Genomic DNA, 24,756 nt, shown 5'->3' with positions numbered 1-24,756 from the left:
CCGGGCCGGGCGGTGGCCGGGCCGTATTTTCAGATGGGACAGAGTGCGCACGGGCGTGGAAGCCGGTAAGGTGTCGCCCGCGCGTGGCGGTCGACCGCGTTCGCGGTCGGTCGGGGCGGGGGGCTGCTAGGCCAGCGGCACTTGCGGAAGCGGCGACGACGGTTCGAGGTGGCGCTTCGCGAGCCACACTTCCTGCTGCAGCCAGTCGCGGAACTGGACGATGTGCGGCAGGTTCGTCTGTTCGGGCCGCGTGACGAACCAGTACGACTGATGGCCGTCGACGTGCACGTTGAGCACCTGCATCAGTTGCCCGGTCGCCAGTTCGCGCGCCACCATGTGGCGATCGGCGATCGTGATCCCGAGGCCGTCGATCGCCGCGCGGATCGCGTGGTCGAGCAGGTCGAATTCGTAGCCGCCGCGCGTGTCGACGTCGGTGATGCCGGCGGCCTTCAGCCAGTGCTGCCAGGTCAGGTAGCGCTGGTCGTCGGTGGCGAGCACGTGCAGCAGCGTGAAGCGGTTCAGGTCGATCGGCGCGCCGTCCTGTCGCAGCCGCGCATACAGCGCCGGCGCGCAGACGGCGATATGCTGCTCCTGCATCAGCAGTGCGTTGTCGAAGCCGTCCCATTCGCCGTCGCCGAACCGGATCGCGCAGTCGAGCACGCGCGATTCGCCGAGACTGTCGTGAATGCGGGTCGTGAGACTCAGCTCGAATTCGGGATGCGCGTCGCGCAGCCGGCCGAGCCGCGGCATCAGCCAGCGCGCGGCGAAGGTGGGCGGCACGTTTGCGCGCAGGCGGTTCAGGTGGGTTTTTTCCTGCAGGCTGCGTACGGTCAGCTCGATCTTGTCGAACGATTGCTGCAGCGCGCGCAGCAGCACGCGGCCGGCCGCCGTCAGTTCGAGCTGGTGGTGGCGCCGCTCGAGCAGGGTTTCGCCGAGCTGGCCCTCGAGCTGGCGAACCTGGCGGCTCACCGCGCTCTGCGTTACGTTGAGCAGTTCGGCCGCGCGCGTGAAGCTGCCGGTGCGGCCGGCCATCTCGAAGGCTTTCAGCGCGTTCAGCGCCGGCATCTTGCGTCTCACGGGGCGGTGTCGTGTTTGGTGCGGGATGCTTATTGTAGGCGGGCGGCGCGGGCGCGGGGACGATGAATGGAGGCGAAGGAGAGTGCGGGCCCTCGCGGTTTTTACGGCGCGGCGGCTGGCGCGCATGGTTGCGGTCAGGCGGCCCGCGGGATGGACGGCGGTGACGGCCGGCAACAGCACGAACGACGCGAAAGATACGAACCATACGAACGATACGAACGAAGGGGACACACATCATGCGACGCCTGCCATCGTTGATCGCGCTGCGATTTTTCGAGGAGACCGCGCGTCACCTGAGCTTCAACCGTGCGGCGGTTTCGCTGTGCGTGACCCAGGGGGCGGTGAGCCGGCAGATCCGGCTGCTCGAGGAAGCGCTCGGCGCGCGGCTGTTCGAGCGCGATCACAAGGGCGTGCGCCTGACCGAGGCCGGCCGGCGCTTGTTGCCGTTCGTCGGGCAGGCGTTCGACACGATCGAGCGCGGCGTCGACGAAGTCGCCGCCACGCGGCCGGGTGCGAAGCGGCGCCTGACGGTGTCGCTGCCGCCGACGTTCGCGACGCAGTGGTTTTCGCCGCGGCTCGGCACGCTCGCGGAAACGCTGCCCGACGTCGAACTGTCGATCCGCACCGAGCCGGCCGACGATTGCCATTGCCACATCCGCTTCGGGCGCACGGCGCGCGCCGGGATGCAGTCGGAGCTGCTGATGATGGAGCGGCATGCGCTCGTCGGTGCGCCGCGTTATCGCGGCGATGCGCTCGACGTGCTGCTCGGCCGGCTGCCGTCGCTGCATGTGCTGCACGAAGGCAAGCGCCTGACGCTGTGGGCCGACTGGTGCGAGCAGGCGGGCGTGCCAGTGGCGCGGATCGGCGACGGCATCGAGTTTTCCACGCTCGAACAGGCGATCCGCGCGGCGCGCAAGGGGGCGGGGCTCGCGGTGGTCGACCTGAACATGATCGAGGAAGAGGTCGCCGAAGGCAGCCTCGTGCGGCTGTCGCCGGTGCAGCCGATCGGGCCGTTCGGCTATTGGCTCGATGTCGAGCCGGAGAGTGTCGCGGTCGAGCACGTGCTTGCGTTTGCCGCGTGGTTGCGGGAGCAGGTGGGGCGGAAGGGGTAGGGGGCGACCGTGGGACGCGGCTGATCGGAATGCGGGAAAAATCGGATCGGTCCACGCCGGTCACACAGTGCTTCCAACTTTGGTGTCCGTTAAAGATCGTTACCAACGCGAGACCTGTACGCTCGATGTCGAGCCGGGCCAGACGGCTTCTTCCCGTCGTTGCCGGCTACGCGTCGGGGTCGTGTCCGAAGTGCATGAGTGTCTCCCGGCGGCCGCTGGCTTCGATTTCGGCGATCGATTCGACGGGCAACTGGCACTTGGAGAGATCGATACGCCCGACGTTGAAGACGGCGCGTCGAGGCGGGGATGCCGGCATGTCGGCCGGTCGTGTGTCGTGCCCGATGGCGGACTGGCGCATGACGCGCGCCAGGCTTCGATGGAGTTCGTTTGCGACGAGCGTATCGAGGAGTTGCCTCGCTTCGGAGACGAGAGCAACGCGATGCCGGTTCGCCGGCCGGCCCCGCTTTGCCGTGGCGCGCGCGATCCGGAATCCGGCAATCGGCGTGTGCTTTGCGTTCATTCGTAAATCCCCTTTTCGATCAGGTATCTTTGCAGCGCCTGCACCGATGTGCCGTGCGGTGCGACGTCGAATGACATCCAGCGATGTGATCCCGCCACACGCCAGAAATCTCGCCCGAATCGTGTGGCATAGAGCGCACGCAGCGACCGGAGCGATCCGTCGGCAAGACCGGCCGGCCGCCCCTGGAAATACTGGAACAACGCCGCTTCATCGCTGCACTTGTCGGGAATGGGCGCGTCGAAACCGAACCGTGGCCATGCGTAGTATCCGAGTAGCCGGCGCCCGCCCGGTTTGGGCGCGGCCTTCCGGCCCCCCGCTGCGAATGCAATGATTCGGCTGATGCCCAACGTATCAGATGCCCTGACGATGCGCCACAGCATCGCCGCGCCGAGTCCCGCGATTGCGTTGTCGACGAGATCGATCGTCTTGAGTTCAAGTAGGGACGTGTCCGATTCTCGACGCACCGATACGCGGTTTTCGGATCGGATCCAGATGGTGTTCGTGACCGAGAGCGTCAACCAGCCTCGGCTGTCGAGATAGGCTTGAATCTCCGATCCGGTGGGCGCTCCGCACAACGAAACCAGCAACGCGTCGGGAACGTGACCGTCCACCCCCAGCAACGCGGAAATATCCAGGCCGTTTCGTTCGACCGCGAGCCGATCGTCGAAGTACGTCGTCTCGTACGGCAGGACATGGCTGAGGTCGACGAGACGGGCGGGCATGGTTGCGGTCGCAAAGCGGAAAACCCCAGCATATCGCCGCGAATCCGCCGTGCAGAGTCCGCCGAACGGCCAACCGCGAGGCGGAACGCCCGCCGTCCCGCCCGCCTTACGACCAGTCGAACGTCAGCAGCGCCACGCGGCTGACCGGTTCGTAAAACAGGAGAATCCAGTCGGCGCCCGCCGCGCGATATTCCCATCCGGTCACGCCGGCGACGAAGCGAAAGCGCGCACCGTCGGGGCCGATCGGCCGGATGTCGTCCGGATCGCTGTCGTCGACCGGGAAATCCGACGTGCCCGACCAGTTGCCCCAGCCGACCGATCCGCCAAGCTGGTCGACGAGATTGCACGGCTTTTCCCGGCTGAAATCGCGCTCGTCCGGCGCGTACCGGTTGGACGAGTAGAGCACGCCGTATTCGGCGAACCGCTTGCGCGCAGCTTCGATGCTGGCCTGTTGCTCGGCGTAATGCGCCTCCAGTTCCTTGCGATAGGTTGCGTCGCGCGGGGCGGGCGGGTTTTCCAGATAGAAGTAGCGCGGGTCGCCGAGCAGCGTGTAGCGGTTGTTATCGTCGAGCCGGAACCCGATCCAGTTCGCGCGAAGATAGTCGTTGTGGTACGCGGCCGTGTCCTGCCCGACGAGCCCGTCATACGGTTCGACCGGGCTGAGCAGGTGGATCCAGCCGTGCCACGACGGATCGACCGTCGCCAGGTCGATCGACACGAGCGGATGCAGATGGCGCGCGAGTGCGGCATCGGGCTCGGCAAAGACGTCGGTGTCCGACGGGTAGACCTTCAGGCCGGGTTGTGGCGTGACGATGTCTTCAATCATGATCGGTGTCCGCATGGTGGGCGTTCGGCAAGGCTACACGAGTGAAGGCGAAACCCGGATGAATGCCGGCGCCGCCGCAGCCTGCCTGAATCCCGTTCCGTCCATTCACCCGATCGGCCGTGAAAGTGTTCGCGCCGGTCCGTCCGGAGCGTGTCTTCTTGATAATAGTTGATAACCGGGGTACGCTCGGCGGATCGAATTCAATCCGGTCGGGAGGTCGACATGATCAGTGCGGAACTGGGCCAGCAACTGGAGGCTTATGTCGCGAAGCTGGTCGAATCGGGGCGCTACGGATCCAAGAGCGAAGTGCTGCGCGAAGGCGTGCGCCTGATCCAGGATCGCGAGGCGCAACTGAATGCGCTGGACGCGGTGATCGCGCGCAGCCTGGCCGATGCGGAAGCAGGACGCGGCGCCGAGGCGGCGGAAGTCTTCGATCGTCTCGAGGCGAAGTATCGGGCGCAGGCGGATCGGCAGGCCTGATCGTGCGCCTGTCCGATTTTGCGATTGACGAACTCGAAGCGGTCGCCGATTACATCGCACGCGACAACCCGCAACGCGCCGTGACGTTCGTGCAGGAGATTCGCGACAAGTGTTTGGGGCTGGCCGCGATGCCGCTCGCGTTTCCGCTGGTGCCGCGCTTCGAGCGTCACGGCGTGCGGCACCGCGTGCACGGCAACTACCAGATCTTCTATCGGGTCGTCGGTGATCCGCCGGCGCGGATCGACATTCTTCACATCCTGCACGGCGCGCGGGACTACGCGTCGATTCTGTTCTGAACGAACGCGCGCACTGCATCGCGCCCGGAATGCGCGAACCCGGCCAAGGCCGGGTTCGTTCGAATCGCGATCGGCACCGCCGGCGCGCATCGGCGGCGAGTCGAAGCGAAAGCCTCGGGCGTGACGAAGCAGGCGGGCACGCCGCCCGCCTCCCGCGTCAATGCCCCGACGCCTCCTCCAGCGTCAGATGCTTCGTCTCCGGCGCCCACGCGATCGACACGATCATCCCCACCAGCAGCACGCCCGCGAGCGCGAACATCGTCGCGTGAAAGCCGAGCGTCGCGATGCCGGCCGGCAACAGGAACGTGCCGATCGCCGAACCGAGCCGGCTGCACGCGATCGCGAGACCCACGCCGCTCGCGCGGACTTCGGTCGGAAAGCACTCGGGCGGGGACACGCCGACGAGGTTGCTGAACGCCGACATCGTCAGCGTGAAGATCGCGAACGCGACGATCATCGCGCAGGCGGCGCGGGTCGACCGCGGGGAGCGGTCAGCGGCCGAGGCCGGCCATCAGCGTGTACTTGAGTTCCACGTATTCGTCGAGGCCGTACTTCGAGCCCTCGCGGCCGAGCCCCGATTGCTTGACGCCGCCGAACGGCGCGACTTCGGTCGAGATGATCCCGTCGTTGACGCCGACCATTCCGCTTTCCAGCGCACCCGACACGCGCCACGCGCGGCCGAGATCGCGCGTATAGAAGTACGCGGACAGCCCGAACGGCGTATCGTTGGCCGCGGCGACGGCCTCTTCCTCGGTCGTGAAGCGGAAGCAGCCGGCGACGGGGCCGAAGGTTTCCTCCTCGGCGATCAGCATGTCGGCCGTCATGCCGGTCAGCACGGTCGGCTCGTAGAACGTGCCGCCGAGCGCATGACGCTTGCCGCCGGTGAGCGCGTGCGCGCCCTTCGCGACCGCATCGGCCACATGCCGCTCGACCTTGCCGAGCGCCGCCTCGTTGATCAGCGGCCCCTGGTCGACCTCACCCGCGAGCGCGTCGCCGACGCGCAGCGTGCGCACGGCGTCCGCGAGCTTGCGCGTGAATGCGTCGTACACGCCGTCCTGCACGAGAAAGCGGTTCACGCACACGCAGGTCTGGCCCGTGTTGCGGAACTTCGACGCGATCGCGCCCGCGACCGCCGCATCGAGATCGGCATCGTCGAACACGATGAACGGCGCGTTGCCGCCGAGTTCGAGCGACAGCTTCTTCAGCGTGTCGGCCGACTGCTTCGCGAGCAGCTTGCCGACCCGCGTCGAGCCCGTGAACGACAGCTTGCGCACGACGGGCGAACTCGTCAGCGTCTCGCCGATCGCGACCGCGTCGCCCGACACGACGTTGAACACGCCGGCCGGCACGCCCGCGCGCTCGGCGAGCACCGCGAGCGCGAACGCCGACAGCGGCGTTTCCTCCGACGGCTTCAGCACCATCGTGCAGCCGGCCGCGAGCGCGGGGCCGGCCTTGCGCGTGATCATCGCGAGCGGGAAATTCCACGGCGTGATCGCCGCGACGACGCCGACCGGCTCGCGCGTGACGACGATCTGCGCATCCGGCTTCGGGCTCGGGATCACGTCGCCGTACATGCGCTTCGCTTCTTCCGCGAACCATTCGAGAAAGCTCGCCGCGTAAGCGACTTCGCCGCGCGCTTCCGCGAGCGGCTTGCCTTGCTCGCGCGTCAGCAGCCCGGCGAGCGCGTCGCGATGTTCGAGCATCAGCTCGCCCCAGCGCTTCACGCGTGCGCCGCGTTCCTTTGCCGTCAGTGCGCGCCACGCGGGGAACGCGTGCGCGGCCGCGTCGATGGCGCGCTGCGTGTCGTCGGCGCCGCCTTTCGCGACTTTCGCGATCGTTTCGCCGGTAGCGGGGTTCAGCACCGGATAAGTTGCATCGCTCGCGCCATGCGGTTCGTGCCATTCACCGCCGATGTAATGGCCGGTCCTCAGAAATTCGTTCATCGTGTGTCGTTCCTTCAGGGCCTCAGTCCGTCGCGAAACTGCCTTGCGCCGGACGCGACGCGCGCGCGATGCGCTTGCCGGCCGTGTAGTCGTTGATCAGGTCGCACGGCGTGTAGTTGCGCTCCAGTTCGTGCAATTCCTCTTCGGTGAGCTGTGTTTCGAGCGCGCCGAGCGCACTGTCGAACTGCGCGACGGAATCCGCGCCGACCAGCATGCTCGCGACGCCGGGGCGGCTCAGCACCCACGCCTGCGCGATCTGCGCGGGCGGCACGCCGCGGCGCTTCGCGACCTTCGCGACCGATTCCGCGATCGCGAGCGATGAGGCATCCCCGTACATCTGTGCGGTGAAGAAGTCGGTCTGGTTGCGCGTCGATTGCGGCTCGCAGGTCAGCAGGCCGCGCGCGAGCGGGCTGAACACCGACACGCCGACGCCCTGGTCGATGCAGTACGGCACCATCTCGCGCTCCTCCTCGCGATACGCGAGGTTCAGCTGCAGCTGCATGTTGATCGGCTTGTCCCAGCCGTTTCGTTCGCAGGCCTGCATGATTTTCGCGAACTGCCACGTGTACATCGTCGATACGCCGATATAACGCGCCTTGCCCGCGCGCACGATGTCGTGCAGCGCGCTCATCGTTTCCTCGACGGGCGTGTTCACGTCGAAGAAGTGCAGCATGAAGATGTCGACGTAATCCATCCCGAGCCGCGTCAGCGAAGCGTCGATGCCGTCGAGCACGTGCTTGCGCGAATGGCCGCCCGCGTTCGGGTCGCTGCCCATGTCGTAGCCGACCTTGGTCGTCACGACGAGCTCCTCGCGGCGCGCGTTGCGCTTCAGGATGCGGCCGACCACTTCCTCGCCGACACCCGTCGAATAGAAATCGGCGAGATCGATGAAGTTGACGCCGGCGTCGAGCGCGCGGCGCACGATCGGCTCGCTCTGCGCTTCGTCGAAGATCCAGGGTTTCCAGTCGGGGGTGCCCATGTTCATCGTGCCGAGACACAGGCGGGACACCTTCAGGCCGGACTGGCCGAGGCGGACGTATTCCATGCTTCCTCCAGGTGCGGCCTTGTGTCGGCCGCTTGTCGTCTTCAGTTTTTCTTCGGGGTGTAGAACGGGTTCGACACGTCGCGCGCGGCGGCGAATACCGCGTCGCGATGCGGCAGCCCTTCCATCGCGGCGACGATCGCGGTGCGGCACGCGCGATAGTTGTTCTCGAACACGGCATCGAGATCGTCGGTCTGCGGGTTCACCCAGTTCGCCGACACGACGACCCAGTCGTTCTCCGCTTCGGGCGGCAGCGTGCCGTTCTCGAGCGCTTCGGCGACGGCCTTCGCGATGCCGGCCTGCGACGCGCCCCACGTGGCGTTGCCGTGGAAATCGCCGGCGATCTGCGCCTTGTTGACGTACAGCGTGAGCGGCTTGGTCGGCACGCCCGGCTGCGCGATCACGACGAACGGCGCATGGCCGGCCGACGGCGTCGCGAGGGCCGTGGCGAACGCCTGGCCCGCGGGGCCGTTGCGCGGGCCGACCAGCACGTTGATGTGCGCGAGGTTGACGCCGGGGCCTTCGAAGCCTTCGCCGATGTAAAGCTGCCTGGGTTGGGATGCGGTCATTGCGATGTCTCGTCGATGAGGTTGGGTGTGAGGCGATTGTGGTGGGCCGCAGCGCGGCCGGTGAATCGATGTTTTCTGATCGGGCTATGAGTTTTCGTCGTCTCCGGGAAAGCCCTTGGCCCGTCATGCGGACGCCCGCCGGGCGGGCCTCGGCCGGTGTCGTGACGGCGGGCGGGGCGGACTTGGCGGGTGCTCGTTCGTGAACCGGCTCCGGGTTTGTCATACCCGGGCAGGGGTTGGAGGGCCGGGCGCATCCGGACAACAATCGGCGTACTCCGAGCCCTATCTTTCGTCTTCCCTTCTTTTTTCGAAAGCGAGTAATTCCGATGGCTGCCATTCAAAGGCCCGATTGGTCGAAGCTCAGTTCGCTCGATCCGGAACTGATCCGGGCATTCGTCGCCGTGGTCGAGAGCGGCGGTTTCACCGCGGCGGCCCGGCAACTGCATCGCACGCAGTCGACGATCAGCCTGCGCATCCGCACGCTCGAGGAGCGGCTCGACACGCATCTGTTCATGCGCAACAGCCGACGGCTCGAACTGTCACGCGACGGCGAGAATTTCCTGATCCATGCGCGCCGCATCATCCAGGTGCAGAACGACGCGATCCTCGCACTGAAGCAGGCGAGCAGCGATCGCGGCGTCGTGCGCTTCGGGCTGCCGGAGGACTACGCGGAGCTGTGGCTGCCCGACCTGCTGAAGTCGTTCTATGCGATGCGGCCGGGCGCGCGCTTTCACGTGCATTGCCGCACGTCGCTCGAACTGCTCGAACGGCTGCAGGCCGGCGAGCTCGACGTCGCGCTCGTCGTGCGGCACGGGCCGAACGCGGGCGGGCGGCTGCTCGGCCGGCACGATGTCGTGTGGGCCGCGCACCGCGATTTCGTGCTCGGCCCGCAGGCGTCGGTGCCGCTCGCGCTGTTTCCGGAGACGTGCTGCTACCGGCAGCGCGGGCTGCAGGCGCTCGCGACGGCCGGGCGGCCGTATCACGTCGTCTATACGAGCCAGAGCCCGACCGGCATCAAGATCGCGGTGAACCACGGCGCGGCCGTGACGATGATCGACCGCTGCACGCTGCCCGAGAACTGGCGCGTGGTCGACGAGACGGACGGGCTGCCGGTGCTGCCGGCGGCCGATCTCGAACTGCATCGCTCGCCGGGCATCTGCGATCCGCTGACCGACGATCTGGTGTCGCTGATCGAATCGATGGTCGACGAGCGGCGGCGTGCGTCGCTCGAAGCGTTCGCGTAGCGCGGCGGCCGATGCACGGCGTGATGGGCGCGAACCGCGGCGGGTGGCGTGCGGTCGCGGCGCGCGCATCGCGACCGCACGGCCGGCGGCCATGCCGCTGGCCGCTGGCCATTGACGTGTTGTGTCCCCCGTGCCGTTTTTTGCACGGGCGGCCTGTTTTTTTGCACGACGTTTATGCGGTCTCTTCTAAGCTGGGGACGTGTCGAACAGCCGAGACGGCCTCCGTCCGCTCCATGACCTTCATTCATCCCGTTCCCGCCTTCGATGTCGCCGGCCGCCAGTTGCGCGCCGGCGCACCCGACAACGTCGTTCCGTTCCCGCCGCCGCGTCCGCGCCTGCAGTTGCCCGTCACGCTGACGGCCGACTCCGGAGAACACGCGCATGCGCGGCTCGCGGCGCTGCTGCATTCCCCGCTCGGCGTGTACGTCGTCAGCGCGCGTGCCGTGCGCGACGTGGTCCACGTGCACTTCGACATCGCGCCGGAAGACCTGGATTTCACGCTGCACATGCTGATCGCGCAGCAGGCCGATGTGGTGATCGGGCCGGTCGCGCGCCGGTTGCGCGTCGGGCCGAAGGCACGGTGAAGTCGGGAACGGTTGTTGCTCGTGGGTTGTGGTTCGTTCCTTGATGGCTTGTCCGATCCGCCGCCCGGTCGCCGGTCGCCGTGCTGTCCGCCCTCAGGCGGCGGACAGGCGCGCGATGCTGCGTGCGCGGCGCCGATCCTGCATGCGGAGGAGTCATGGATCTATTGGAAGCAGTACCTGTCGTGCAGCCGGCAAACGGCCGGGTACGGACGGCGTCGCTGCCGTCGGGCCAGCAACTCGCGCGTCAGCTCATGACGACGGTGCGCGTGGCCGAAATGCTGTTGCATCAGGCGATCGTCGTGCCCGACCGGCATCAGTGGTCGGTGGACACCGAGCGGGTCGACGCGGCCGGCGGGCCGCTCGCGGCGTGGGAGCGCGACGTGACCTGGCGGATCGGCAAGGTGTTCGCCGCGACGGTCAGCCCGGCCGCGCGCGTCAACGATCGCGACCAGGTTGCGGTCGAGATCCGGCTTTGCCTGCCCGAACAGGACTACGTGGCCGGGCGGCGCGTGAGCACCTTCGGCCGCCGCCACGGCAACCGCTTCGGCGCGACGCTGTCGGTCGCGTCGGGCGCGCAGTGGGGCTGGCAACGCGCGGAGCACGTCGCACCGGAGCACACGCAGGTATGCGGCGATACGCTGGAGGCGCTTGTCGATCGGGTGGCCGCGAACGTCAACGCGGCACTGGGCGCGGCCGGATTCGGCGCGACGCGCTGATCACGCGTCGCCGGTCTGCCCGGTCTGACGCTGCAGGTCTTCCATCAGCTGTTCCGCGAGAAAGTCGCACGGCGGCCGCTTCGATTTCGTGCTGCGCGCGAGAATCAGTTCGAGCGGCGGCAGGTCGGGCAGCCCGTGCGCGCGGCCGAGCATCGACAGTTGCGCGGGAATCGCGCAGCGCGCGAGCGGCGCGACCGCGAGGCCGGCCTCGACCATGCTGAGCAGCCCGAGCAGGCTCGGGCTTTCATAGGAGGTGCGGTACGGCACCTTCGCGCGTTCGAGGCTGCGGATCGCGTTCTCGCGCGCGACGCTGCCCGGCATGAACACGGCGATCGGCAGCGGCCGCTCCTCCCACACGCGCGGCCCGTTCGTCATCGCGGCCCACGCCATCGGCTCGTGGCGGATGAAGTCTCCGGACAGCCCCTTGATGCGCGTGCCGCAGACGAGATCGACGGTGCCTTCCTTGATCAGCGGCGCGAGCGCGCTGCTCGGCAGCCCCATCACCTGGATCTCGACCTTCGGGTAGGTCGCCGAGAATTTCTTCAGCACCGACGGCAGCAGCGACGACGCATAGTCGTCCGGCACGCCGATCACGACCTTGCCGGTCACCTCCGGCCGCACCACGGCCGCCCAGGCCTCGTCGCGCAGCGCCAGCATTCGTCTGGCGAATCCCAGCAGCACCTCGCCTTCGCGTGTCAGCACGATGCTGCGCGGCTTGCGCACGAACAGCGGCCGCCCGATCGCGTCTTCCAGGCTCTTGATCTGCATGCTCACGGCCGACTGCGAACGGTTCACGGCCTCGGCCGCGCGGGTCATGTTGCCGGTCTCCGCGACGGCGACGACGGTGGCCAGCACGTCGTGATCGAGCATCTTCATGGGTATCAGGAAAACTGAACGTAACGATCAACATTATGCGTTTTTATTGTTGCTGTGTGTCTGCCATAGTGCGATCACGCTGACGTTTCGCCCGAGGGCGGCGCGGCGTTCGGGCCGGACGATCCGGCGTGCGGGACTGAACAGGGAAGCGTGGTGTATCGATGATGGACCATCCGTTGCGCGCCGCGCTGGCCGCGGAATTACATGCCCGGCCGTTCCTGCGGCTCGCCGAAGCCGTGTCGCTCACGCATTACGCGATCTACGCGGACGGCCAGCCCGACATCCACGAAACGCTGCTGCACGCGCTGTGCGGCGATACCGGCATCGCCGCGCCGCACGAAGGCGCGACGCACTACGCGGTGCGGTCGCCGAGCGGCTGGCACCTGAAGTGGGAGCGCCACACCGAATTCTCGACCTTCACGTTCGTCGCGCCGCGTCGCGACACCGGTTATTTCGACGATCTCGCGATCGAGGGCATTCCGGCCGCGTGGTTCGCGCGGCTTGCCGGCATCCGCTTCGTCGCGGTGCGCATGGAGCTGCTGACGGGCGACGCCGCGCGGCTCGTCTGCGGCGACCTGCGCCGCTGGATCGACGGGCCCGCGCTCGTCGGCAGCAACGTGCTCGGCGGCGGCAAGGTGTTCTGCGACTGGCATGTGCGCGACGACGGTTTCATGCGCTTTCTCGTCGTCGACGAGGATTTCCGCGAGGAGCAGGGCGGCCGCCTGCTGCAGCGCCTGCATGAAATCGAGACGTACCGGATGATGGCCCTGCTGGCGCTGCCCGTCGCGCGCCGGATGAGCCGCGAGCTCGACGAGATCCACGCGGCGCTCCATGCACTGATGCAGCGGATGGACGCGAGCGGCGCCGACGGCGACGACACCGCGCTGCTCGTCAAGCTCACGCATCTGGCGGTGCGGGTCGAGTCGCTGTCGGGATCGGGCGCGCGCTTCAGCGCGTCGCGGGCGTACGAGAAGCTCGTGCTGGCGCGCATCCACGAGCTGCGCGAGGAACGCATCGAAGGGATGCCGACGATCGCCGAATTCATGGAGCGGCGTTTCGCGCCGGCGATGGAAACCTGTCGCAGCGTATGGGCACGCCACGAACAGATCGCCGCACGGATCGCACGGGCGGTCGACCTGCTGCGCACGCGCGTGAATCTCGCGCAGGAAAAGGACGTAACGCGCCTGCTGGCGGGGATGGAGCGCACCGCGCGCAACCAGCTGCATCTGCAGCACGCGGTCGAGGGGCTGTCGGTGGCCGCCATTTCGTACTACGTGCTGTCGCTCGCGACGGCGGCGTTCAAGGCGCTGCACGTGATGAACCTGCCGGTCGATCCCGAACTGGCGGAAGGCCTGCTGATCGCGCCGGTCGTGTTCGCGGTGATTCACATCACGCGGCGCACGCGTGCGCAGCTGGCGCGATCGGAAGCCGCGCATGACGGCGCACATGACGGCGCGGCGGTGCATGCGGCGGCGTTGAAGCAGGTCGGTTAGAACATCGAAAACTTGATCAGGTAAAGGAGTGGAGATGACTTTTTCGCAGAAGCAACCGGGGTTTTACAGCGGCTTCGATGCCGCGTTCGACGAACCGGCACCGGATGACGCGGGCGTGCCGGAGGCCGCGCGCGTGACGTCGTATCAGGCCGTGCTGCAGGAGCCGATGACGTCGCTCGTCGGGAATACGATCGATCGGCCGGACGTCGCGGCGGTGGCGATTCTCGGTTACAACTGACGCAGCGCCGGGCGGGGGGGCTGCGCAGTCCCTTCCCGATCACCCGGCGGCACGCATGCGCGGCATCGTCGGGTACGCCACCCATCGGGCGTCGATCTTGCGGCCGGGTAGAAAATGAAACTCGATATAACCGTCGCGCCGGTTCGGCAAAGCCGGCACGGCGACGTCGGTTTCGACGATGTCGGGCGCCTGGTTCAGGGCATCTTCTTCAGGCGTCAGATCGTACGTGATCCTGACGTGCCAGGTCTTCTTGCCGCGCGGCACGCTCATGCAGCACATCGTGCCGCCCCCGCCGCCGAACTGGCGCGCGTGCACGCTGCCCGCGCCGAAGCCATCCACCACGAAACTGTAGACACCACGATCGGTGTAGTTGAACCCCACGACGCGATACGGGCCGTCGGCGCGCGTCTGTGCGTGGATCCACCAGGCCGCGCCCGCCAGCAATGCCGCGATGGCAACCGGGTTGAGTGTCAGGCGGCGTAGCAGGTTGGGCATGTCGGTGTTCCAGTGAGTCGGTTCGGCGGCACGATCCGTTGCCGGTAGCGAGGGCGCGTGCCGTGCACCCCCGCGGCCGAGGTCATCGCGCGCGCCTGACAGGCCCCGCCCCATGCGCCAGCGCCAGTTCGACGAACGCGCGGGCGGCCGCGCTCCGGTACGCCCCGTTACGCTGCAGCAGCGCGGCCGTGCGCCGCAGGACGGCCGGATCGAGCGCGACGGCGACGAGATCGTCGTGCCCGCTCGCGATCGTCGCGGGCAGCAGCGTCGCGAGGTTCGTGCGGCGCACGATCTCGATCACGGCCCCCAGCGAATTCGCTTCCATCGACACGCGCGGCTGCACGTCGTGTTCGCGGAAATAGCGATCGATCTGCACGCGTGTCGCGAACTCGGCCGTGAGCAGCACGAGCGGCGCGTCGTGCAGCGCGCGCAGGCCGGCCTTGCGTTTTCCGGCGAGCGCATGCCGGCGGTTCACGACGAGCGCGAGCGTTTCGACCAGCAGCGGTTGCGCTGCGATATCCGCCGTTTGTACCTCGTCGAACGCGATGCCGACATCGAGCTCGTCGTCGACGAGCAGCGCCTCGATGCGCTCCTGCGACATCTCGCGCACCGACAGCGACACCTCCGGATAGCGGCCGTGAAACGCCTCGACCAGCGGCCCGACGAGATAGCTCGTGAAGGTCGGCGTGACGGCGATCCGCAACGAGCCGCGGCTGAGATCCTGCACGTCGTGAATGGCACGCCGGCCTTCCGCGAGATCGTGCAGCGCCTGCCGCGCATAGCGGAAATACACGTCGCCGGCGTCGGTCAGCCGCGTCACGCGCCCGGTGCGGTCGAACAGTTGCGCGCCGAGCGTCTCCTCGAGCTGGCGGATCTGCTGGGACAGCGCGGGCTGCGACACATGCAGCGCGGCGGCCGCACGCGTGAAGCTGCGATGTTCGGCGACGGCCAGGAAGTAGTGGATATGGCGCAGCAGCATGGCGGTTCCTATAAGTCCTGCTTATCCGGTTGATCATAAATCAATCTTTTACCTTATTGGAAGCCCGGCGTAACCTGCTCTTCATCGATTCCACCCGCACCGGAGAACACGCGATGAAGGACATCATCGAAGGCTTCCTGAAGTTCCAGCGCGACGCGTATCCGGCGCGCGCCACGCTGTTCCGCGATCTCGCGCGCAGCCAGCATCCGCGCGCGCTGTTCATCTCGTGCTCGGACAGCCGGCTCGTGCCCGAACTCGTCACGCAGCGCGAACCGGGCGACCTGTTCGTGATCCGCAATGCCGGCAACATCGTGCCGTCCTACGGCCCCGAGCCGGGCGGCGTGTCGGCGTCCGTCGAATACGCGGTGGCCGCGCTGCGCGTGACCGACGTCGTGATCTGCGGCCATTCCGATTGCGGCGCGATGACCGCGATTGCCACCTGCCAGTGCATGGACCACATGCCGGCCGTCGGCCACTGGCTGCGTTATGCCGATTCGGCGCGCGTCGTGAACGAGGCGCGCACGCATCGCAGCGAACGCGAGCGGATCGACTCGATGGTGCGCGAGAACGTCGTCGCGCAACTGGCGAACCTGAAGACGCACCCCGCCGTGCGGCTCGCGCTCGAAGAAGGGCGGCTCGCGCTGCACGGCTGGGTCTACGACATCGAATCGGGCTGCATCGACGCCCATGACGGCGCGACCGGCCGGTTCGTCTCCCTGGCGGACCATCCCGAGGTCCGCGCCACGCCCGCGACGCTTCCCGTCGCGGCCTGAATCGCTCCCACCTACCCACGAGGAATTGCCATGATCCAGTCCCAGCACAGCCAGACCGCCCGCCACGCGCTCGCGGAGACCGTCGTTCTCGCGAAGGCGCGCAAGAACCTGTCGTTCGCGCAGCTCACCGAAGGCACGGGCCTGAGCGAAGCGTTCGTGACGGCCGCGCTGCTCGGCCAGCATGCGCTGCCGGCCGATGCGGCGCGCAATGTCGCCGACAAGCTCGGCCTCGACGACGACGCGGTGCTGCTATTGCAGACGATCCCGCTGCGCGGCAGCATCGACGATCGCGTGCCGACCGACCCGACGATTTACCGCTTCTACGAAATGCTGCAGGTGTACGGCACGACGCTGAAGGCACTCGTACACGAGAAGTTCGGCGACGGCATCATCAGCGCGATCAATTTCCGGCTCGACGTGAAGAAGGTCGACGATCCGGAAGGCGGTTCGCGCGCGGTGATCACGCTCGACGGCAAGTACCTGCCGACCAAGCCGTTCTGACGCCGGCGCGGCGCTGCGGTAGCGGCGCCGTGCAGGCTTTCGCTCGACGTGCATCGGTCGCCGGCCGGCGCACGTTTCGGCCATGCCGTTTCAACGAGGACACAGCAATGGATTTTGTGAAACGCACGATCGATCTTGCGATGAAGAACGTGGAAGAGGGCGGCCGCCCGTTCGCGACGGTGATCGTCCGCGACGGCGAGATCGTCGCGGAGAGCCCGAACCTCGTCGCGCAGACCAGCGACCCGACCGCGCACGCCGAGATCCTCGCGGTGCGCGACGCGTGCCGCAAGCTCGGCACCGAGCACCTGACCGACTGCGAGATCTACATTCTCGCGAGCCCGTGCCCGATGTGCCTCGGCTCGCTGTACTACTGCAGCCCGAAACGCGTGGTCTACATCACGACGCGCGAGGACTACGCGCCGTTCTACCGCGACGACCGCAAGTATTTCGAGCTCGACACGTTCTATGCCGAATTTGCGAAGCCGATCGAGGCGCGCCGGCTGCCGATGGTGCAGGAGAAGCACGGCGGCGCGATCGACGTGTACCGGCGCTGGAAGGAACTGAACGCGAAGTGACGCGACCTGCGCGGCGCCCAGGCCGCGCGTTGCAGCCGCCCGGCTGCTCGTTTTCCCCACCCTCCGTTTCGTCTTCCGTGTCATCCGGCGGCGCCCGTGCCGCCGGGGCGCCCGCGCTGCCGCGCGAGGCGGGTCGTGCCCCCGTTTTCCCACCTTCCCAAACATCGATCCCGTTCAATGTCCGGAACGGAAATCCGCGATCCAAAAGGTTTTTGACGGGTTTAAAAATTCGCACTGGAGACGACGAAAACGTGCGGAAAGCCCGATGAAAACCGATGAAATCTTCATGACAGCCAGCGGGGTGGCCGCGGTCGTTCGCGACTGATCGCCATCGATCGCCGTGCGTTTTCCCTGCCTGTTTCGTTGCGCCATTCGTTCCGGACGAGGAATCGCTCGATCCCTCTCCGCCAGCACCGCTCGACTGCCGCCGGTCGAGCCTGACGCCTGAGATTCGCTTACCTGCTTGAAACGGACCATCATGAAACGGGATTCATTCAGTACACCTGATGCGATGCATCGACCGACGACGAACGTGCTCAATCCGAACGACGCCTTCGTGCGCATCGAAAACGTCGTGAAGAAATTCGGCGACAGCACGGCCGTCGACAACGTGAACCTGACGATCGCGAAGAACGAGCTGTTCGCGCTGCTCGGCAGCTCCGGCTGCGGCAAGTCGACGTTGCTGCGCATGCTCGCCGGGCTGGAAACGGCCACCTCCGGCAAGATCTTCGTCGACGGCGAGGACCTCGCGTCGCTGCCGCCGTATCGCCGCCCGGTCAACATGATGTTCCAGTCGTACGCGCTGTTCCCGCACATGACGGTCGAATCGAACGTCGCGTTCGGCCTGAAGCAGGAAGGCACGCCGAAGAATGAAATCAAGGAGCGCGTGGCCGACGCGCTCGCGCTCGTGCAGATGAGCAAGTACGCGAAGCGCAAGCCGCATCAGCTCTCCGGCGGCCAGCAGCAGCGTGTCGCGCTCGCGCGTTCGCTGGTCAAGCGCCCGAAACTGCTGCTGCTCGACGAGCCGATGTCCGCGCTCGACAAGAAGATCCGTCAGAAGACCCAGCTCGAACTCGTGAACATCATCGAGAAGGTCGACGTGACCTGCGTGATGGTCACGCACGACCAGGAAGAGGCGATGACGATGGCGAGCCGCCTCGCGGTGATGAGCGAAGGCAAGATCGTGCAGATCGGCTCGCCCGGCGAAGTCTACGAATACCCGAACAGCCGTTTCTCGGCCGAATTCATCGGCTCGACCAACCTGTTCGAAGGGCGCGTGGTCGAGGACGAACCCGACCACATCTTCGTCGAAAGCGACGACCTCGAGGCACGCATGTACGTGAGCCACGGCGTGACGGGCCCGCTCGGGATGCCGGTCGGCATCTCGGTGCGCCCGGAACGCGTGCACGTGTCGCGCGAGAAACCGGGCTCGAAACACAACTGGGCGCGCGGCGTCGTGACCGACATCGCGTACATGGGCAGCTACTCGCTGTACCACGTGCGCCTGCCGAGCGGCAAGACGGTGGTGTCGAACCTGTCGAGCTCGCACCTGATGAACGACAACGCGCCGGCGTGGAACGACGACGTGTTCGTGTCGTGGTCGCCGGCTAGCGGCGTCGTGCTGACGCAGTGAGGACGCCACGATGAGAACCTCCGCTTCCACTTCGTCCGCGCCGGTGTCTGCCGGCGCCGCGAGCACCGGCGCCGGCCGCGCGCGCCCGGGCCGTTTCTCCATGCTGTCGCGCTTCCTGCCGTCGGGCCGCAGCGTCGCGATCGGCGTGCCGTTCGTGTGGCTCGCGGTCTTCTTCGCGCTGCCGTTCGTGCTGGTGCTGAAGATCAGCTTCGCCGACCAGGTGATGGGCATCCCGCCGTACACGTCGCTCGTCGAGATCAAGGACGGCGTCGTGCACTTCGCGCTGCAGCTGTCGCACTACGCGTTCCTGCTGCAGGACGACCTGTACATCGCGACCTACCTCAGCTCGCTGAAGATGGCCGCCGTGTCGACCGTGCTGTGCCTGCTGATCGGTTATCCGATGGCGTACTACATCGCGCGCTCGGAACCGAACCGCCGCAACGTGCTGATGATGGCCGTGATGCTGCCGTTCTGGACGTCGTTCCTGATTCGCGTGTACGCATGGATCGGCATCCTGAAGGACGACGGCCTCCTGAACCACACGCTGATCGCGCTGGGCATCATCCACACGCCGCTGCGCCTCTATCACAGCGACGCGGGCGTCTACATCGGGATGGTCTATTCGTACCTGCCGTTCATGGTGATGCCGCTGTACGCGCACCTCGTGAAGATGGACCTCACGCTGCTCGAGGCCGCATACGACCTGGGCGCGAAGCCGTGGGTCGCGTTCACGCGCATCACGCTGCCGCTGTCGAAGAACGGGATCATCGCCGGCAGCCTGCTGGTGTTCATCCCGGCGGTGGGCGAGTACGTGATTCCGGAACTGCTGGGCGGCGCCGACACGCTGATGATCGGGCGCGTGATGTGGGATGAATTCTTCAACAACATGGACTGGCCGATGGCGTCCGCGGTGACGGTCGCGATGGTGATGCTGCTGCTGGTGCCGATGGCGCTGTTCCAGTACTACCAGGTCAAGGAACTGGAGGACGTGAAATGATCAAGCCGAGCAAACCGCTGTCGACGGGCGTCCTCGCCTTCGGCTTCCTGTTCCTGTACATCCCGATCATCAGCCTGGTGGTGTACTCGTTCAACGAGTCGAAGCTGGTGACGGTGTGGTCGGGCTTCTCGCTGAAGTGGTACAGCGCGCTGCTGGACGACGACGAGCTGCTGAGCGCCGCGTGGCTGTCGCTGAAGATCGGCCTGTTGACGGCCACCGCGTCGGTCGTGATCGGCACGTGGGCGGGTTTCGTGCTCGCGCGCTTCGGCCGCTTCAAGGGCTTCACGCTGTACACGGGGATGATCAACGCGCCGCTGGTGATTCCGGAAGTGATCCAGGGCATCTCGCTGTTGTTGCTGTTCGTTGCGCTGGAGCAGATGTTCGGCTGGCCGAAGGGGCGCGGGATGGTGACGATCTGGATCGGGCACGTGATGCTGTGCGTGTCGTACGTGGCGATTATCGTGCAGTCGCGCGTGAAGGAGATGAACAAGTCGCTGGAGGAGGCGGCGCTCGACCTGGGCGCGACGCCGCTGAAGGTGTTCTTCGTGGTGACGCTGCCGCTGATCTCGCAGGCGCTGCTGTCGGGGTGGCTGCTGTCGTTCACGCTGTCGATCGACGACCTGGTGCTGTCGGCGTTCCTGTCGGGGCCGGGGTCGACGACGCTGCCGCTGGTGGTGTTCTCGCGCGTGCGGCTGGGGCTGAACCCGGAGATGAACGCGCTGGCGACGCTGTTCATCACGGCCGTGACGATCGGCGTGATCGTCGTGAACCGGATGATGATCGCGCGCGAACGGCGCCGCGTGGCCGACATGAAGGCGGCGTTCGCGGTGGCGTGAGCGCGGGCATGATGGTGTGACGGCACGACGAAAGCGACGGCGGGTGCACGACGGGCCCGCCGTTTGCGTGGGTCGCTTGCTCGCGGGGAGGGAAACGGGGCGATCGTGCGCGGTGTGCGCGCTCATGACCGAGCGGGTCGGTCACGGTGACTGTGGCGATGCCACGTGCAAGGCGGCGCAGCCGCCGCGATTCGCAATGGTGCCTTCGGCGCCGGGTTTCGGGTTCCCGATGTGACCGAACGACGCGTGGGAATGCCACGTCGCACGCGATATCGCGCGCGAGCAGCGCGGTCGCCACGCGGCGGGCGACGCGCTATAGTCGTGCGACGCCCGCTGATGGTGCGATACACCCGGCGGCCCTTTCACGCACGCGTTCTCCCGATGACAGCCCTTCCCGACGTTACCCTGCGACTGACCGACATCGAGCAGCCGGCCGCACACGATTTCATCAGCCGCAAGCTCGGCGAATTCAATCACGCGATGACGGGGCGCGCCGACGCGGCCACGCTCGACGTGTACGTGACCGATCCCGCGACGGGCGAGATCGTGGGCGGCCTGACCGGGCGCACGTCGCTCGGTCTCTTCTTCATCGATCTGTTCTACCTGCCCGAATCGCTGCGCGGCGGCGGGTTCGGCAGCCGGCTGCTGCGCGAGGCCGAAGCTGAAGCGAAACGACGCGGATGCGCGCGGGCGGTGCTCTACACGATCTCGTTCCAGGCGCCGGATTTCTACCGGAAGCATGGTTACGAAGCATTCGGCGAAGTGCCGTGCGAACCGGAAGGCACATCGCGCGTGTTCATGGTGAAGGTGCTTTGAAAACCGGTTCGGCCGGCGCGCGTCGCGCCGTCAGATTGTCGTGGCGATCACCTTTCGCGTGTAGCTGGCGTGAGTGGCCGGATCGACGAACCGGCCTCTGAAATATCCGTCGCCGTTCGCGTCGGATACGAGCGGCTGATCAGCAACGCTCCAGCGCGTACGACAGGTCGGCGATCAGGTCGTCCGGATGTTCGAGCCCGACCGACACGCGAATCAGCCCTTCCGACACACCGGCCGCTGCGCGCGCTTCGGCCGGCACGCCCGAATGCGTCGTCGATGCCGGATGGCAGATCAGCGACTCCGTGCCGCCGAGACTGACCGCGGACTTGAACAGCGTCAGGTGGTTGATGAACCTGAACGCCTGCTCGCGGCCGCCGTCGAGGATGAACGCGAACGTCGAGCCGGGCCCGCTGCACTGGCGCCGGTAGACGGCCTGGTAGGCCGGATCGTCGATGAGTTCGGGATGCAGCACGCGCACCGGCCGATGCGGATTGCCGGCGAGCCAGCGGGCGACGGCGCTGCCGCTGCGCGCGGCCTGCTGCATGCGCAGTACGAGCGTTTCCATCGAGCGCGTGATCATCCACGACGAATGCGGGTCGAGCTGCGAGCCCAGCGTGCTGCGGACCGAGCGGATCTTCGTGATCAGGTTGCGGGTGCCCGTCACGCCGCCGGCGACGAGGTCGCTATGCCCGCCGATGTATTTCGTCAGCGAGTACACGCTCAGGTCGATGCCTTGCCGCGACGGCTTCTGATACAGCGGCCCGAGCAGCGTGTTGTCGCACACCGACAGCGGGCGATAGCCGTGCCGCGCCTCGAACGCATCGATCTCGCTGCGCAGCCCGTCGAGGTCGAACAGCGCGTTGGTCGGGTTGGCGGGCGTCTCGATGTAGCACATCCGCACGTTGCCCTTTTGCGCGGCCGCTTCGAGCGCGGCGCGGATCGCGCTGGTGGACAGCCCGTCGGCGATCACTTCGGAGCGGATGCCCCACTCGGGCAGGAACTTCGAGATCAGCGTTTCGGTGCCGCCGTACAGCGGCACGGACTGGACGACGCAGTCGCCCGGCCGCAGGAACGTCAGCAGGATCGCGGCGATTGCCGACATGCCGCTCGACGTCACGACGGCGGCTTCGGAATCGTCGAGCAGCGCGAGGCGATCCTCGACGATCTCCAGGTTCGGGTGATTGAAACGGCTGTAGACGAGGCCCGCACCTTCGCCTTCGGGCGAAGGCTTGCGCCCGGCCACGACGTCGAAGAATTCGGCGCCGTCCTCGGCCGTGCGGAACGCGAACGTCGACGTGAGGAACACGGGCGGCTTCACCGATCCTTCCGACAGGAACGGATCGTAGCCGTACGACATCATCTGGGTTTCGGGATGGAGTTCCCGGTCTGCAATCTTGCGCTTGTGGTAGTTGCGATAGGCCATGCGGTGCTCCGTGCAGGGGTGGTGAGGAACGGCCGTTGCAGCGGCGGCATGACGTGTGCGGCGCCGGGTAGGCACCGTTCGTCGCGACCGCGTGACGCGATACTACCCGAAGGCTTGGCCTTCGTGACGCGGGACTGTCACTATCGAGAGGGTGTCGCCTGTTCGACGATCATGTCGTACAGCGCACGGGCGGCCGGCGACAGTTGCGCGCTCCGGCGCGTGACGAGCACGAGCGTGCGCGACACCGCCGGCTCGACGAGTTCGATCGTGCGGATCATCGGGTACGCGTTTTTCTGGATCGCGAGCTTCGGTACCACCGCCGCGCCGAGCCCCTCCGCGACGAGCCCGAGCGCCGTCGAGCTGCGCTGTACTTCGTAGAACGAATGCAGCGACACGCCGCTCGTCTTCAGCGCGCCGTCGAGCAGCCCGCGATTGCCGCTCACTTCGCCGGCGAAGATCAGCGGATGCGGTTGCAGGGCGGCCCAGCGAATGCGCCGCCGCTTCGCGAGCGGATGATCGTCGCGGCACACGAGTACATACGGGTCGCTCGTCAGCGGGACGTTGACCAGTTCGGGATGCTGGTCGCCGGCGATGCCGATGCCGAACTCGGCCTCGCGATGCAGCACGGCCTGCAGCACCGACGCCGACGCGTGATCGAGGATCTTCACGCGATCGTGCGGGCGGTGCGCAGAGAATGCGCGCAGGATGCGGGGCAGGTATTGCACGCCGACCGTCGGCACGCACGCGATCGTGACGTCGCCGCGCTGGCTCAGGCCGGTTTCGCGAATTTCGGTGAGCGCGTCGGACAGCTCGTTCAGCAGCCGGCGCGCTTGCGGCAGGAAGCGCCGGCCGATTTCGGTGAGGGTGGTGCGGCGCGTGGTGCGCTCAACGAGCGCGACGCCGAGAAAGGTTTCGAGCTTGCGCAGCCGCTGCGTGATGGCCGTCTGCGTGACGTGCAGCGTATCGGCCGCCTGCCGGAAGCTGCCGCCGTCGGCGATCGCGACGAAAGCCTGAACACCGAGCGTGTCGATCTTCATCAGAATTTTGAATCAATCACGATATTAAATTCATTTTACTGAACTTCACGATGACCGCAGAATGCTTCGCATCGACGGTCCCCCCCGCACCGCGCACGCCGGCAGCGGCACGGCCGTCCACGCCGACCACGAGGAGAACGACATGACGACCCCACTCGATCGATACGCGGCCCAGTACGTGCAATTCGAGGACGAACGCACGCGGCCGATCCGCGATCTGCTTGCCGCTGTGCCGAACACGCCGATCCGTACCGCGATCGACATCGGCTGCGGGCCCGGCAATTCGACGGAGGCGCTGATCGCGCGTGCGCCGGACGCAACGGTCCACGGAATCGATGCGTCGGAGGACATGATCGACGCCGCGCGCAAGCGCCTGCCGGACCTGCGTTTCGACGTCGTGGATATTTCCACGTGGGACGATCCCGGCGGCTACGACCTGATTCTCGCGAATGCGGTGCTGCAATGGGTGCCCGCGCACGACACGCTGTTTCCGGCACTCGTCGGCCGGCTCGCGCCGGGCGGCCATCTGGCGGTGCAGATGCCCGACAACCTCGACGAACCCGCGCATCGGCTGATGCGCGAGGTCGCCGCGGCCGGGCCGTGGGCGGACAAGCTGAAAGGCGCGGCGCGCACCGAGCGGTTCGATGCGCGTCATTACCACGCGCTGCTGTCGCCGCTGTGCTCGCGCGTGGACGTGTGGCGCACGACCTACTACCACCCGCTGCGCGGCGGTGCCGATGCGGTCGTCGAGTGGTTCAAGGGGAGCGCGCTGCGGCCGTTCCTCGCGGCGCTCGACGACGGCGAGCGCGCGGCGTTTCTCGCGCGGTATCGCGACTCGATCGCGGGCCCGGGCGGCTATCCGGCGCTTGCCGACGGCACCGTGCTGCTGCCGTTCCCGCGTCTGTTCATCGTGGCGACGCGGGCATGATCCGGATGTGACGCGCGTTCGGCGG

29 protein-coding genes and 1 pseudogene are annotated in these 24,756 nt (G+C 67.0%); 16 read left to right on the top strand and 14 right to left on the bottom strand.

Going from position 1 to position 24,756, the window contains the following annotated elements; genetic code table 11:
• Nucleotides 1–126: 126 nt before the first annotated feature.
• Nucleotides 127–1,065: a LysR substrate-binding domain-containing protein gene (locus PQB87_RS32270; protein WP_111938505.1), complete on the bottom strand. Its 939-nt coding sequence runs from the start codon at nucleotides 1,063–1,065 to the stop codon at nucleotides 127–129.
• Between the two features lie 248 nt (nucleotides 1,066–1,313).
• Here PQB87_RS32270 and PQB87_RS32265 point away from each other — a divergent pair, with 248 nt between their 5' ends.
• Nucleotides 1,314–2,189: a LysR substrate-binding domain-containing protein gene (locus tag PQB87_RS32265; protein WP_489243292.1), complete on the top strand. Its 876-nt coding sequence runs from the start codon at nucleotides 1,314–1,316 to the stop codon at nucleotides 2,187–2,189.
• Nucleotides 2,190–2,355: 166 nt separating this feature from the next.
• Here the strand turns inward: PQB87_RS32265 and PQB87_RS32260 are convergent, their stop codons facing one another.
• From PQB87_RS32260 to PQB87_RS32250, 3 genes are all read right to left on the bottom strand, one after another.
• Complete coding sequence (locus tag PQB87_RS32260; RefSeq protein ID WP_048021516.1) at nucleotides 2,356–2,709, bottom strand: hypothetical protein; 354 nt, start codon at nucleotides 2,707–2,709, stop codon at nucleotides 2,356–2,358.
• Nucleotides 2,706–3,431 (bottom strand): hypothetical protein, encoded by a 726-nt coding sequence (locus PQB87_RS32255; protein ID WP_489243291.1) that lies wholly within the window; start codon nucleotides 3,429–3,431, stop codon nucleotides 2,706–2,708. The genes PQB87_RS32260 and PQB87_RS32255 overlap by 4 nt, the downstream gene beginning before the upstream one ends.
• A gap of 106 nt (nucleotides 3,432–3,537) precedes the next feature.
• On the bottom strand, nucleotides 3,538–4,257 hold the full coding sequence (locus PQB87_RS32250) for a hypothetical protein (protein ID WP_146756390.1): 720 nt from the start codon (nucleotides 4,255–4,257) through the stop codon (nucleotides 3,538–3,540).
• 222 nt (nucleotides 4,258–4,479) lie between these two features.
• On the opposite strand from PQB87_RS32250, the gene PQB87_RS32245 reads away from it, so the two are divergent.
• Entirely contained in the window at nucleotides 4,480–4,737 is a 258-nt protein-coding gene (locus tag PQB87_RS32245; protein ID WP_048021519.1) for a type II toxin-antitoxin system ParD family antitoxin, read from the top strand.
• Nucleotides 4,734–5,033: a type II toxin-antitoxin system RelE/ParE family toxin gene (locus PQB87_RS32240; protein WP_048021583.1), complete on the top strand. Its 300-nt coding sequence runs from the start codon at nucleotides 4,734–4,736 to the stop codon at nucleotides 5,031–5,033. The genes PQB87_RS32245 and PQB87_RS32240 overlap by 4 nt, the downstream gene beginning before the upstream one ends.
• Nucleotides 5,034–5,190: 157 nt before the next feature.
• Here the strand turns inward: PQB87_RS32240 and PQB87_RS32235 are convergent.
• The 4 genes and pseudogenes from PQB87_RS32235 to fae all read right to left on the bottom strand — a co-directional run.
• A pseudogene (locus PQB87_RS32235) lies at nucleotides 5,191–5,502 on the bottom strand (MFS transporter); the annotation flags it as partial.
• 22 nt (nucleotides 5,503–5,524) lie between these two features.
• Nucleotides 5,525–6,976, bottom strand: coding sequence for an NAD-dependent succinate-semialdehyde dehydrogenase (locus PQB87_RS32230; protein WP_111942891.1), 1,452 nt, complete (start codon nucleotides 6,974–6,976; stop codon nucleotides 5,525–5,527).
• A 22-nt stretch (nucleotides 6,977–6,998) separates the two neighbouring features.
• Nucleotides 6,999–8,021 carry an aldo/keto reductase gene (locus PQB87_RS32225; RefSeq protein WP_060068341.1) on the bottom strand — a complete coding sequence of 341 codons (1,023 nt, stop codon included), beginning with the start codon at nucleotides 8,019–8,021 and terminating at the stop codon, nucleotides 6,999–7,001.
• Between the two features lie 41 nt (nucleotides 8,022–8,062).
• Nucleotides 8,063–8,587 (bottom strand): formaldehyde-activating enzyme, encoded by a 525-nt coding sequence (fae, locus tag PQB87_RS32220; protein WP_027789894.1) that lies wholly within the window; start codon nucleotides 8,585–8,587, stop codon nucleotides 8,063–8,065.
• A 326-nt stretch (nucleotides 8,588–8,913) separates the two neighbouring features.
• On the opposite strand from fae, the gene PQB87_RS32215 reads away from it, so the two are divergent.
• The 3 genes from PQB87_RS32215 to PQB87_RS32205 all read left to right on the top strand — a co-directional run bounded on the left by PQB87_RS32215 (nucleotide 8,914) and on the right by PQB87_RS32205 (nucleotide 11,131).
• Nucleotides 8,914–9,831: a LysR family transcriptional regulator gene (locus PQB87_RS32215; protein ID WP_111942889.1), complete on the top strand. Its 918-nt coding sequence runs from the start codon at nucleotides 8,914–8,916 to the stop codon at nucleotides 9,829–9,831.
• Nucleotides 9,832–10,064: 233 nt separating this feature from the next.
• Nucleotides 10,065–10,415: a hypothetical protein gene (locus PQB87_RS32210; RefSeq protein ID WP_111942887.1), complete on the top strand. Its 351-nt coding sequence runs from the start codon at nucleotides 10,065–10,067 to the stop codon at nucleotides 10,413–10,415.
• 155 nt (nucleotides 10,416–10,570) lie between these two features.
• Complete coding sequence (locus PQB87_RS32205; RefSeq protein ID WP_059687218.1) at nucleotides 10,571–11,131, top strand: hypothetical protein; 561 nt, start codon at nucleotides 10,571–10,573, stop codon at nucleotides 11,129–11,131.
• On the opposite strand, the gene PQB87_RS32200 is transcribed toward PQB87_RS32205, so the two are convergent.
• Nucleotides 11,132–12,007, bottom strand: a complete 876-nt coding sequence (locus PQB87_RS32200; protein ID WP_021160509.1) for a LysR family transcriptional regulator — start codon at nucleotides 12,005–12,007, stop codon at nucleotides 11,132–11,134.
• 161 nt (nucleotides 12,008–12,168) lie between these two features.
• On the opposite strand from PQB87_RS32200, the gene PQB87_RS32195 reads away from it, so the two are divergent.
• Nucleotides 12,169–13,500, top strand: a complete 1,332-nt coding sequence (locus tag PQB87_RS32195) for a DUF3422 family protein (protein ID WP_489243290.1) — start codon at nucleotides 12,169–12,171, stop codon at nucleotides 13,498–13,500.
• Nucleotides 13,501–13,534: 34 nt separating this feature from the next.
• The gene (locus PQB87_RS32190; RefSeq protein ID WP_027789889.1) at nucleotides 13,535–13,738 is read left to right on the top strand and encodes a hypothetical protein; all 204 of its coding nucleotides are present in this window, start codon (nucleotides 13,535–13,537) and stop codon (nucleotides 13,736–13,738) included.
• Nucleotides 13,739–13,777: 39 nt separating this feature from the next.
• On the opposite strand, the gene PQB87_RS32185 is transcribed toward PQB87_RS32190, so the two are convergent.
• On the bottom strand, nucleotides 13,778–14,347 hold the full coding sequence (locus PQB87_RS32185) for a DUF3304 domain-containing protein (protein ID WP_489243289.1): 570 nt from the start codon (nucleotides 14,345–14,347) through the stop codon (nucleotides 13,778–13,780).
• Complete coding sequence (gene cynR / locus PQB87_RS32180; protein WP_059687215.1) at nucleotides 14,316–15,212, bottom strand: transcriptional regulator CynR; 897 nt, start codon at nucleotides 15,210–15,212, stop codon at nucleotides 14,316–14,318. Before cynR ends, PQB87_RS32185 begins: the two co-directional genes overlap by 32 nt.
• Nucleotides 15,213–15,325: 113 nt before the next feature.
• Between cynR and PQB87_RS32175 the strand changes: the two genes are divergently transcribed.
• The 3 genes from PQB87_RS32175 (at nucleotide 15,326) to PQB87_RS32165 (ending at nucleotide 17,061) form a co-directional block, all read left to right on the top strand.
• Nucleotides 15,326–15,985: a carbonic anhydrase gene (locus PQB87_RS32175; RefSeq protein WP_027789886.1), complete on the top strand. Its 660-nt coding sequence runs from the start codon at nucleotides 15,326–15,328 to the stop codon at nucleotides 15,983–15,985.
• A gap of 30 nt (nucleotides 15,986–16,015) precedes the next feature.
• Nucleotides 16,016–16,486, top strand: a complete 471-nt coding sequence (gene cynS, locus PQB87_RS32170; protein ID WP_021160503.1) for a cyanase — start codon at nucleotides 16,016–16,018, stop codon at nucleotides 16,484–16,486.
• Between the two features lie 107 nt (nucleotides 16,487–16,593).
• Entirely contained in the window at nucleotides 16,594–17,061 is a 468-nt protein-coding gene (locus PQB87_RS32165) for a nucleoside deaminase (RefSeq protein WP_111942881.1), read from the top strand.
• Nucleotides 17,062–17,235: 174 nt separating this feature from the next.
• On the opposite strand, the gene PQB87_RS32160 is transcribed toward PQB87_RS32165, so the two are convergent.
• On the bottom strand, nucleotides 17,236–17,541 hold the full coding sequence (locus tag PQB87_RS32160) for a hypothetical protein (RefSeq protein ID WP_146756389.1): 306 nt from the start codon (nucleotides 17,539–17,541) through the stop codon (nucleotides 17,236–17,238).
• Nucleotides 17,542–17,572: 31 nt separating this feature from the next.
• On the opposite strand from PQB87_RS32160, the gene PQB87_RS32155 reads away from it, so the two are divergent.
• The 4 genes from PQB87_RS32155 to PQB87_RS32140 all read left to right on the top strand — a co-directional run bounded on the left by PQB87_RS32155 (nucleotide 17,573) and on the right by PQB87_RS32140 (nucleotide 21,343).
• The gene (locus PQB87_RS32155) at nucleotides 17,573–18,694 is read left to right on the top strand and encodes an ABC transporter ATP-binding protein (protein WP_233344585.1); all 1,122 of its coding nucleotides are present in this window, start codon (nucleotides 17,573–17,575) and stop codon (nucleotides 18,692–18,694) included.
• Between the two features lie 10 nt (nucleotides 18,695–18,704).
• Nucleotides 18,705–19,691 (top strand): ABC transporter permease subunit, encoded by a 987-nt coding sequence (locus PQB87_RS32150; RefSeq protein ID WP_111942877.1) that lies wholly within the window; start codon nucleotides 18,705–18,707, stop codon nucleotides 19,689–19,691.
• Complete coding sequence (locus PQB87_RS32145) at nucleotides 19,688–20,527, top strand: ABC transporter permease subunit (protein WP_059688517.1); 840 nt, start codon at nucleotides 19,688–19,690, stop codon at nucleotides 20,525–20,527. The genes PQB87_RS32150 and PQB87_RS32145 overlap by 4 nt, the downstream gene beginning before the upstream one ends.
• 381 nt (nucleotides 20,528–20,908) lie before the next feature.
• A complete protein-coding gene (locus tag PQB87_RS32140; protein ID WP_111942875.1) occupies nucleotides 20,909–21,343 on the top strand; it encodes a GNAT family N-acetyltransferase in 435 nt (144 codons plus the stop codon).
• 139 nt (nucleotides 21,344–21,482) lie between these two features.
• On the opposite strand, the gene PQB87_RS32135 is transcribed toward PQB87_RS32140, so the two are convergent.
• Both PQB87_RS32135 and PQB87_RS32130 read right to left on the bottom strand, forming a co-directional pair.
• Entirely contained in the window at nucleotides 21,483–22,766 is a 1,284-nt protein-coding gene (locus PQB87_RS32135) for a cystathionine gamma-synthase family protein (RefSeq protein WP_111942873.1), read from the bottom strand.
• Between the two features lie 140 nt (nucleotides 22,767–22,906).
• A complete protein-coding gene (locus PQB87_RS32130; protein WP_021159947.1) occupies nucleotides 22,907–23,803 on the bottom strand; it encodes a LysR family transcriptional regulator in 897 nt (298 codons plus the stop codon).
• 142 nt (nucleotides 23,804–23,945) lie between these two features.
• On the opposite strand from PQB87_RS32130, the gene tam reads away from it, so the two are divergent.
• Complete coding sequence (gene tam / locus PQB87_RS32125; RefSeq protein WP_489243288.1) at nucleotides 23,946–24,731, top strand: trans-aconitate 2-methyltransferase; 786 nt, start codon at nucleotides 23,946–23,948, stop codon at nucleotides 24,729–24,731.
• Nucleotides 24,732–24,756: the final 25 nt, after the last annotated feature.

The organism is Burkholderia sp. KL41, assembly GCF_057005415.2.
This window is presented reverse-complemented; position numbering and strand designations above follow the sequence as displayed.

What these genes read in the sequence shown, in the direction of transcription:
- PQB87_RS32245 (WP_048021519.1), top strand. Translation starts at nt 4,480, where the DNA reads ATGATCAGTGCGGAACTGGGCCAGCAACTGGAGGCTTATGTCGCGAAG.
- PQB87_RS32195 (WP_489243290.1), top strand. Translation starts at nt 12,169, where the DNA reads ATGATGGACCATCCGTTGCGCGCCGCGCTGGCCGCGGAATTACATGCC.
- PQB87_RS32230 (WP_111942891.1), bottom strand. Translation starts at nt 6,976, where the DNA reads ATGAACGAATTTCTGAGGACCGGCCATTACATCGGCGGTGAATGGCAC.
- PQB87_RS32270 (WP_111938505.1), bottom strand. Translation starts at nt 1,065, where the DNA reads ATGCCGGCGCTGAACGCGCTGAAAGCCTTCGAGATGGCCGGCCGCACC.
- PQB87_RS32255 (WP_489243291.1), bottom strand. Translation starts at nt 3,431, where the DNA reads ATGCCCGCCCGTCTCGTCGACCTCAGCCATGTCCTGCCGTACGAGACG.
- PQB87_RS32165 (WP_111942881.1), top strand. Translation starts at nt 16,594, where the DNA reads ATGGATTTTGTGAAACGCACGATCGATCTTGCGATGAAGAACGTGGAA.
- PQB87_RS32225 (WP_060068341.1), bottom strand. Translation starts at nt 8,021, where the DNA reads ATGGAATACGTCCGCCTCGGCCAGTCCGGCCTGAAGGTGTCCCGCCTG.
- PQB87_RS32265 (WP_489243292.1), top strand. Translation starts at nt 1,314, where the DNA reads ATGCGACGCCTGCCATCGTTGATCGCGCTGCGATTTTTCGAGGAGACC.
- PQB87_RS32150 (WP_111942877.1), top strand. Translation starts at nt 18,705, where the DNA reads ATGAGAACCTCCGCTTCCACTTCGTCCGCGCCGGTGTCTGCCGGCGCC.
- tam (WP_489243288.1), top strand. Translation starts at nt 23,946, where the DNA reads ATGACGACCCCACTCGATCGATACGCGGCCCAGTACGTGCAATTCGAG.
- PQB87_RS32200 (WP_021160509.1), bottom strand. Translation starts at nt 12,007, where the DNA reads ATGAAGATGCTCGATCACGACGTGCTGGCCACCGTCGTCGCCGTCGCG.
- PQB87_RS32205 (WP_059687218.1), top strand. Translation starts at nt 10,571, where the DNA reads ATGGATCTATTGGAAGCAGTACCTGTCGTGCAGCCGGCAAACGGCCGG.
- PQB87_RS32145 (WP_059688517.1), top strand. Translation starts at nt 19,688, where the DNA reads ATGATCAAGCCGAGCAAACCGCTGTCGACGGGCGTCCTCGCCTTCGGC.
- PQB87_RS32135 (WP_111942873.1), bottom strand. Translation starts at nt 22,766, where the DNA reads ATGGCCTATCGCAACTACCACAAGCGCAAGATTGCAGACCGGGAACTC.
- PQB87_RS32160 (WP_146756389.1), bottom strand. Translation starts at nt 17,541, where the DNA reads ATGATGGTCCGTTTCAAGCAGGTAAGCGAATCTCAGGCGTCAGGCTCG.
- PQB87_RS32140 (WP_111942875.1), top strand. Translation starts at nt 20,909, where the DNA reads ATGACAGCCCTTCCCGACGTTACCCTGCGACTGACCGACATCGAGCAG.
- fae (WP_027789894.1), bottom strand. Translation starts at nt 8,587, where the DNA reads ATGACCGCATCCCAACCCAGGCAGCTTTACATCGGCGAAGGCTTCGAA.
- PQB87_RS32155 (WP_233344585.1), top strand. Translation starts at nt 17,573, where the DNA reads ATGCATCGACCGACGACGAACGTGCTCAATCCGAACGACGCCTTCGTG.
- PQB87_RS32260 (WP_048021516.1), bottom strand. Translation starts at nt 2,709, where the DNA reads ATGAACGCAAAGCACACGCCGATTGCCGGATTCCGGATCGCGCGCGCC.
- PQB87_RS32130 (WP_021159947.1), bottom strand. Translation starts at nt 23,803, where the DNA reads ATGAAGATCGACACGCTCGGTGTTCAGGCTTTCGTCGCGATCGCCGAC.
- PQB87_RS32215 (WP_111942889.1), top strand. Translation starts at nt 8,914, where the DNA reads ATGGCTGCCATTCAAAGGCCCGATTGGTCGAAGCTCAGTTCGCTCGAT.
- PQB87_RS32175 (WP_027789886.1), top strand. Translation starts at nt 15,326, where the DNA reads ATGAAGGACATCATCGAAGGCTTCCTGAAGTTCCAGCGCGACGCGTAT.
- PQB87_RS32210 (WP_111942887.1), top strand. Translation starts at nt 10,065, where the DNA reads ATGACCTTCATTCATCCCGTTCCCGCCTTCGATGTCGCCGGCCGCCAG.
- cynS (WP_021160503.1), top strand. Translation starts at nt 16,016, where the DNA reads ATGATCCAGTCCCAGCACAGCCAGACCGCCCGCCACGCGCTCGCGGAG.
- PQB87_RS32185 (WP_489243289.1), bottom strand. Translation starts at nt 14,347, where the DNA reads ATGGGGCGGGGCCTGTCAGGCGCGCGCGATGACCTCGGCCGCGGGGGT.
- PQB87_RS32250 (WP_146756390.1), bottom strand. Translation starts at nt 4,257, where the DNA reads ATGATTGAAGACATCGTCACGCCACAACCCGGCCTGAAGGTCTACCCG.
- PQB87_RS32190 (WP_027789889.1), top strand. Translation starts at nt 13,535, where the DNA reads ATGACTTTTTCGCAGAAGCAACCGGGGTTTTACAGCGGCTTCGATGCC.
- cynR (WP_059687215.1), bottom strand. Translation starts at nt 15,212, where the DNA reads ATGCTGCTGCGCCATATCCACTACTTCCTGGCCGTCGCCGAACATCGC.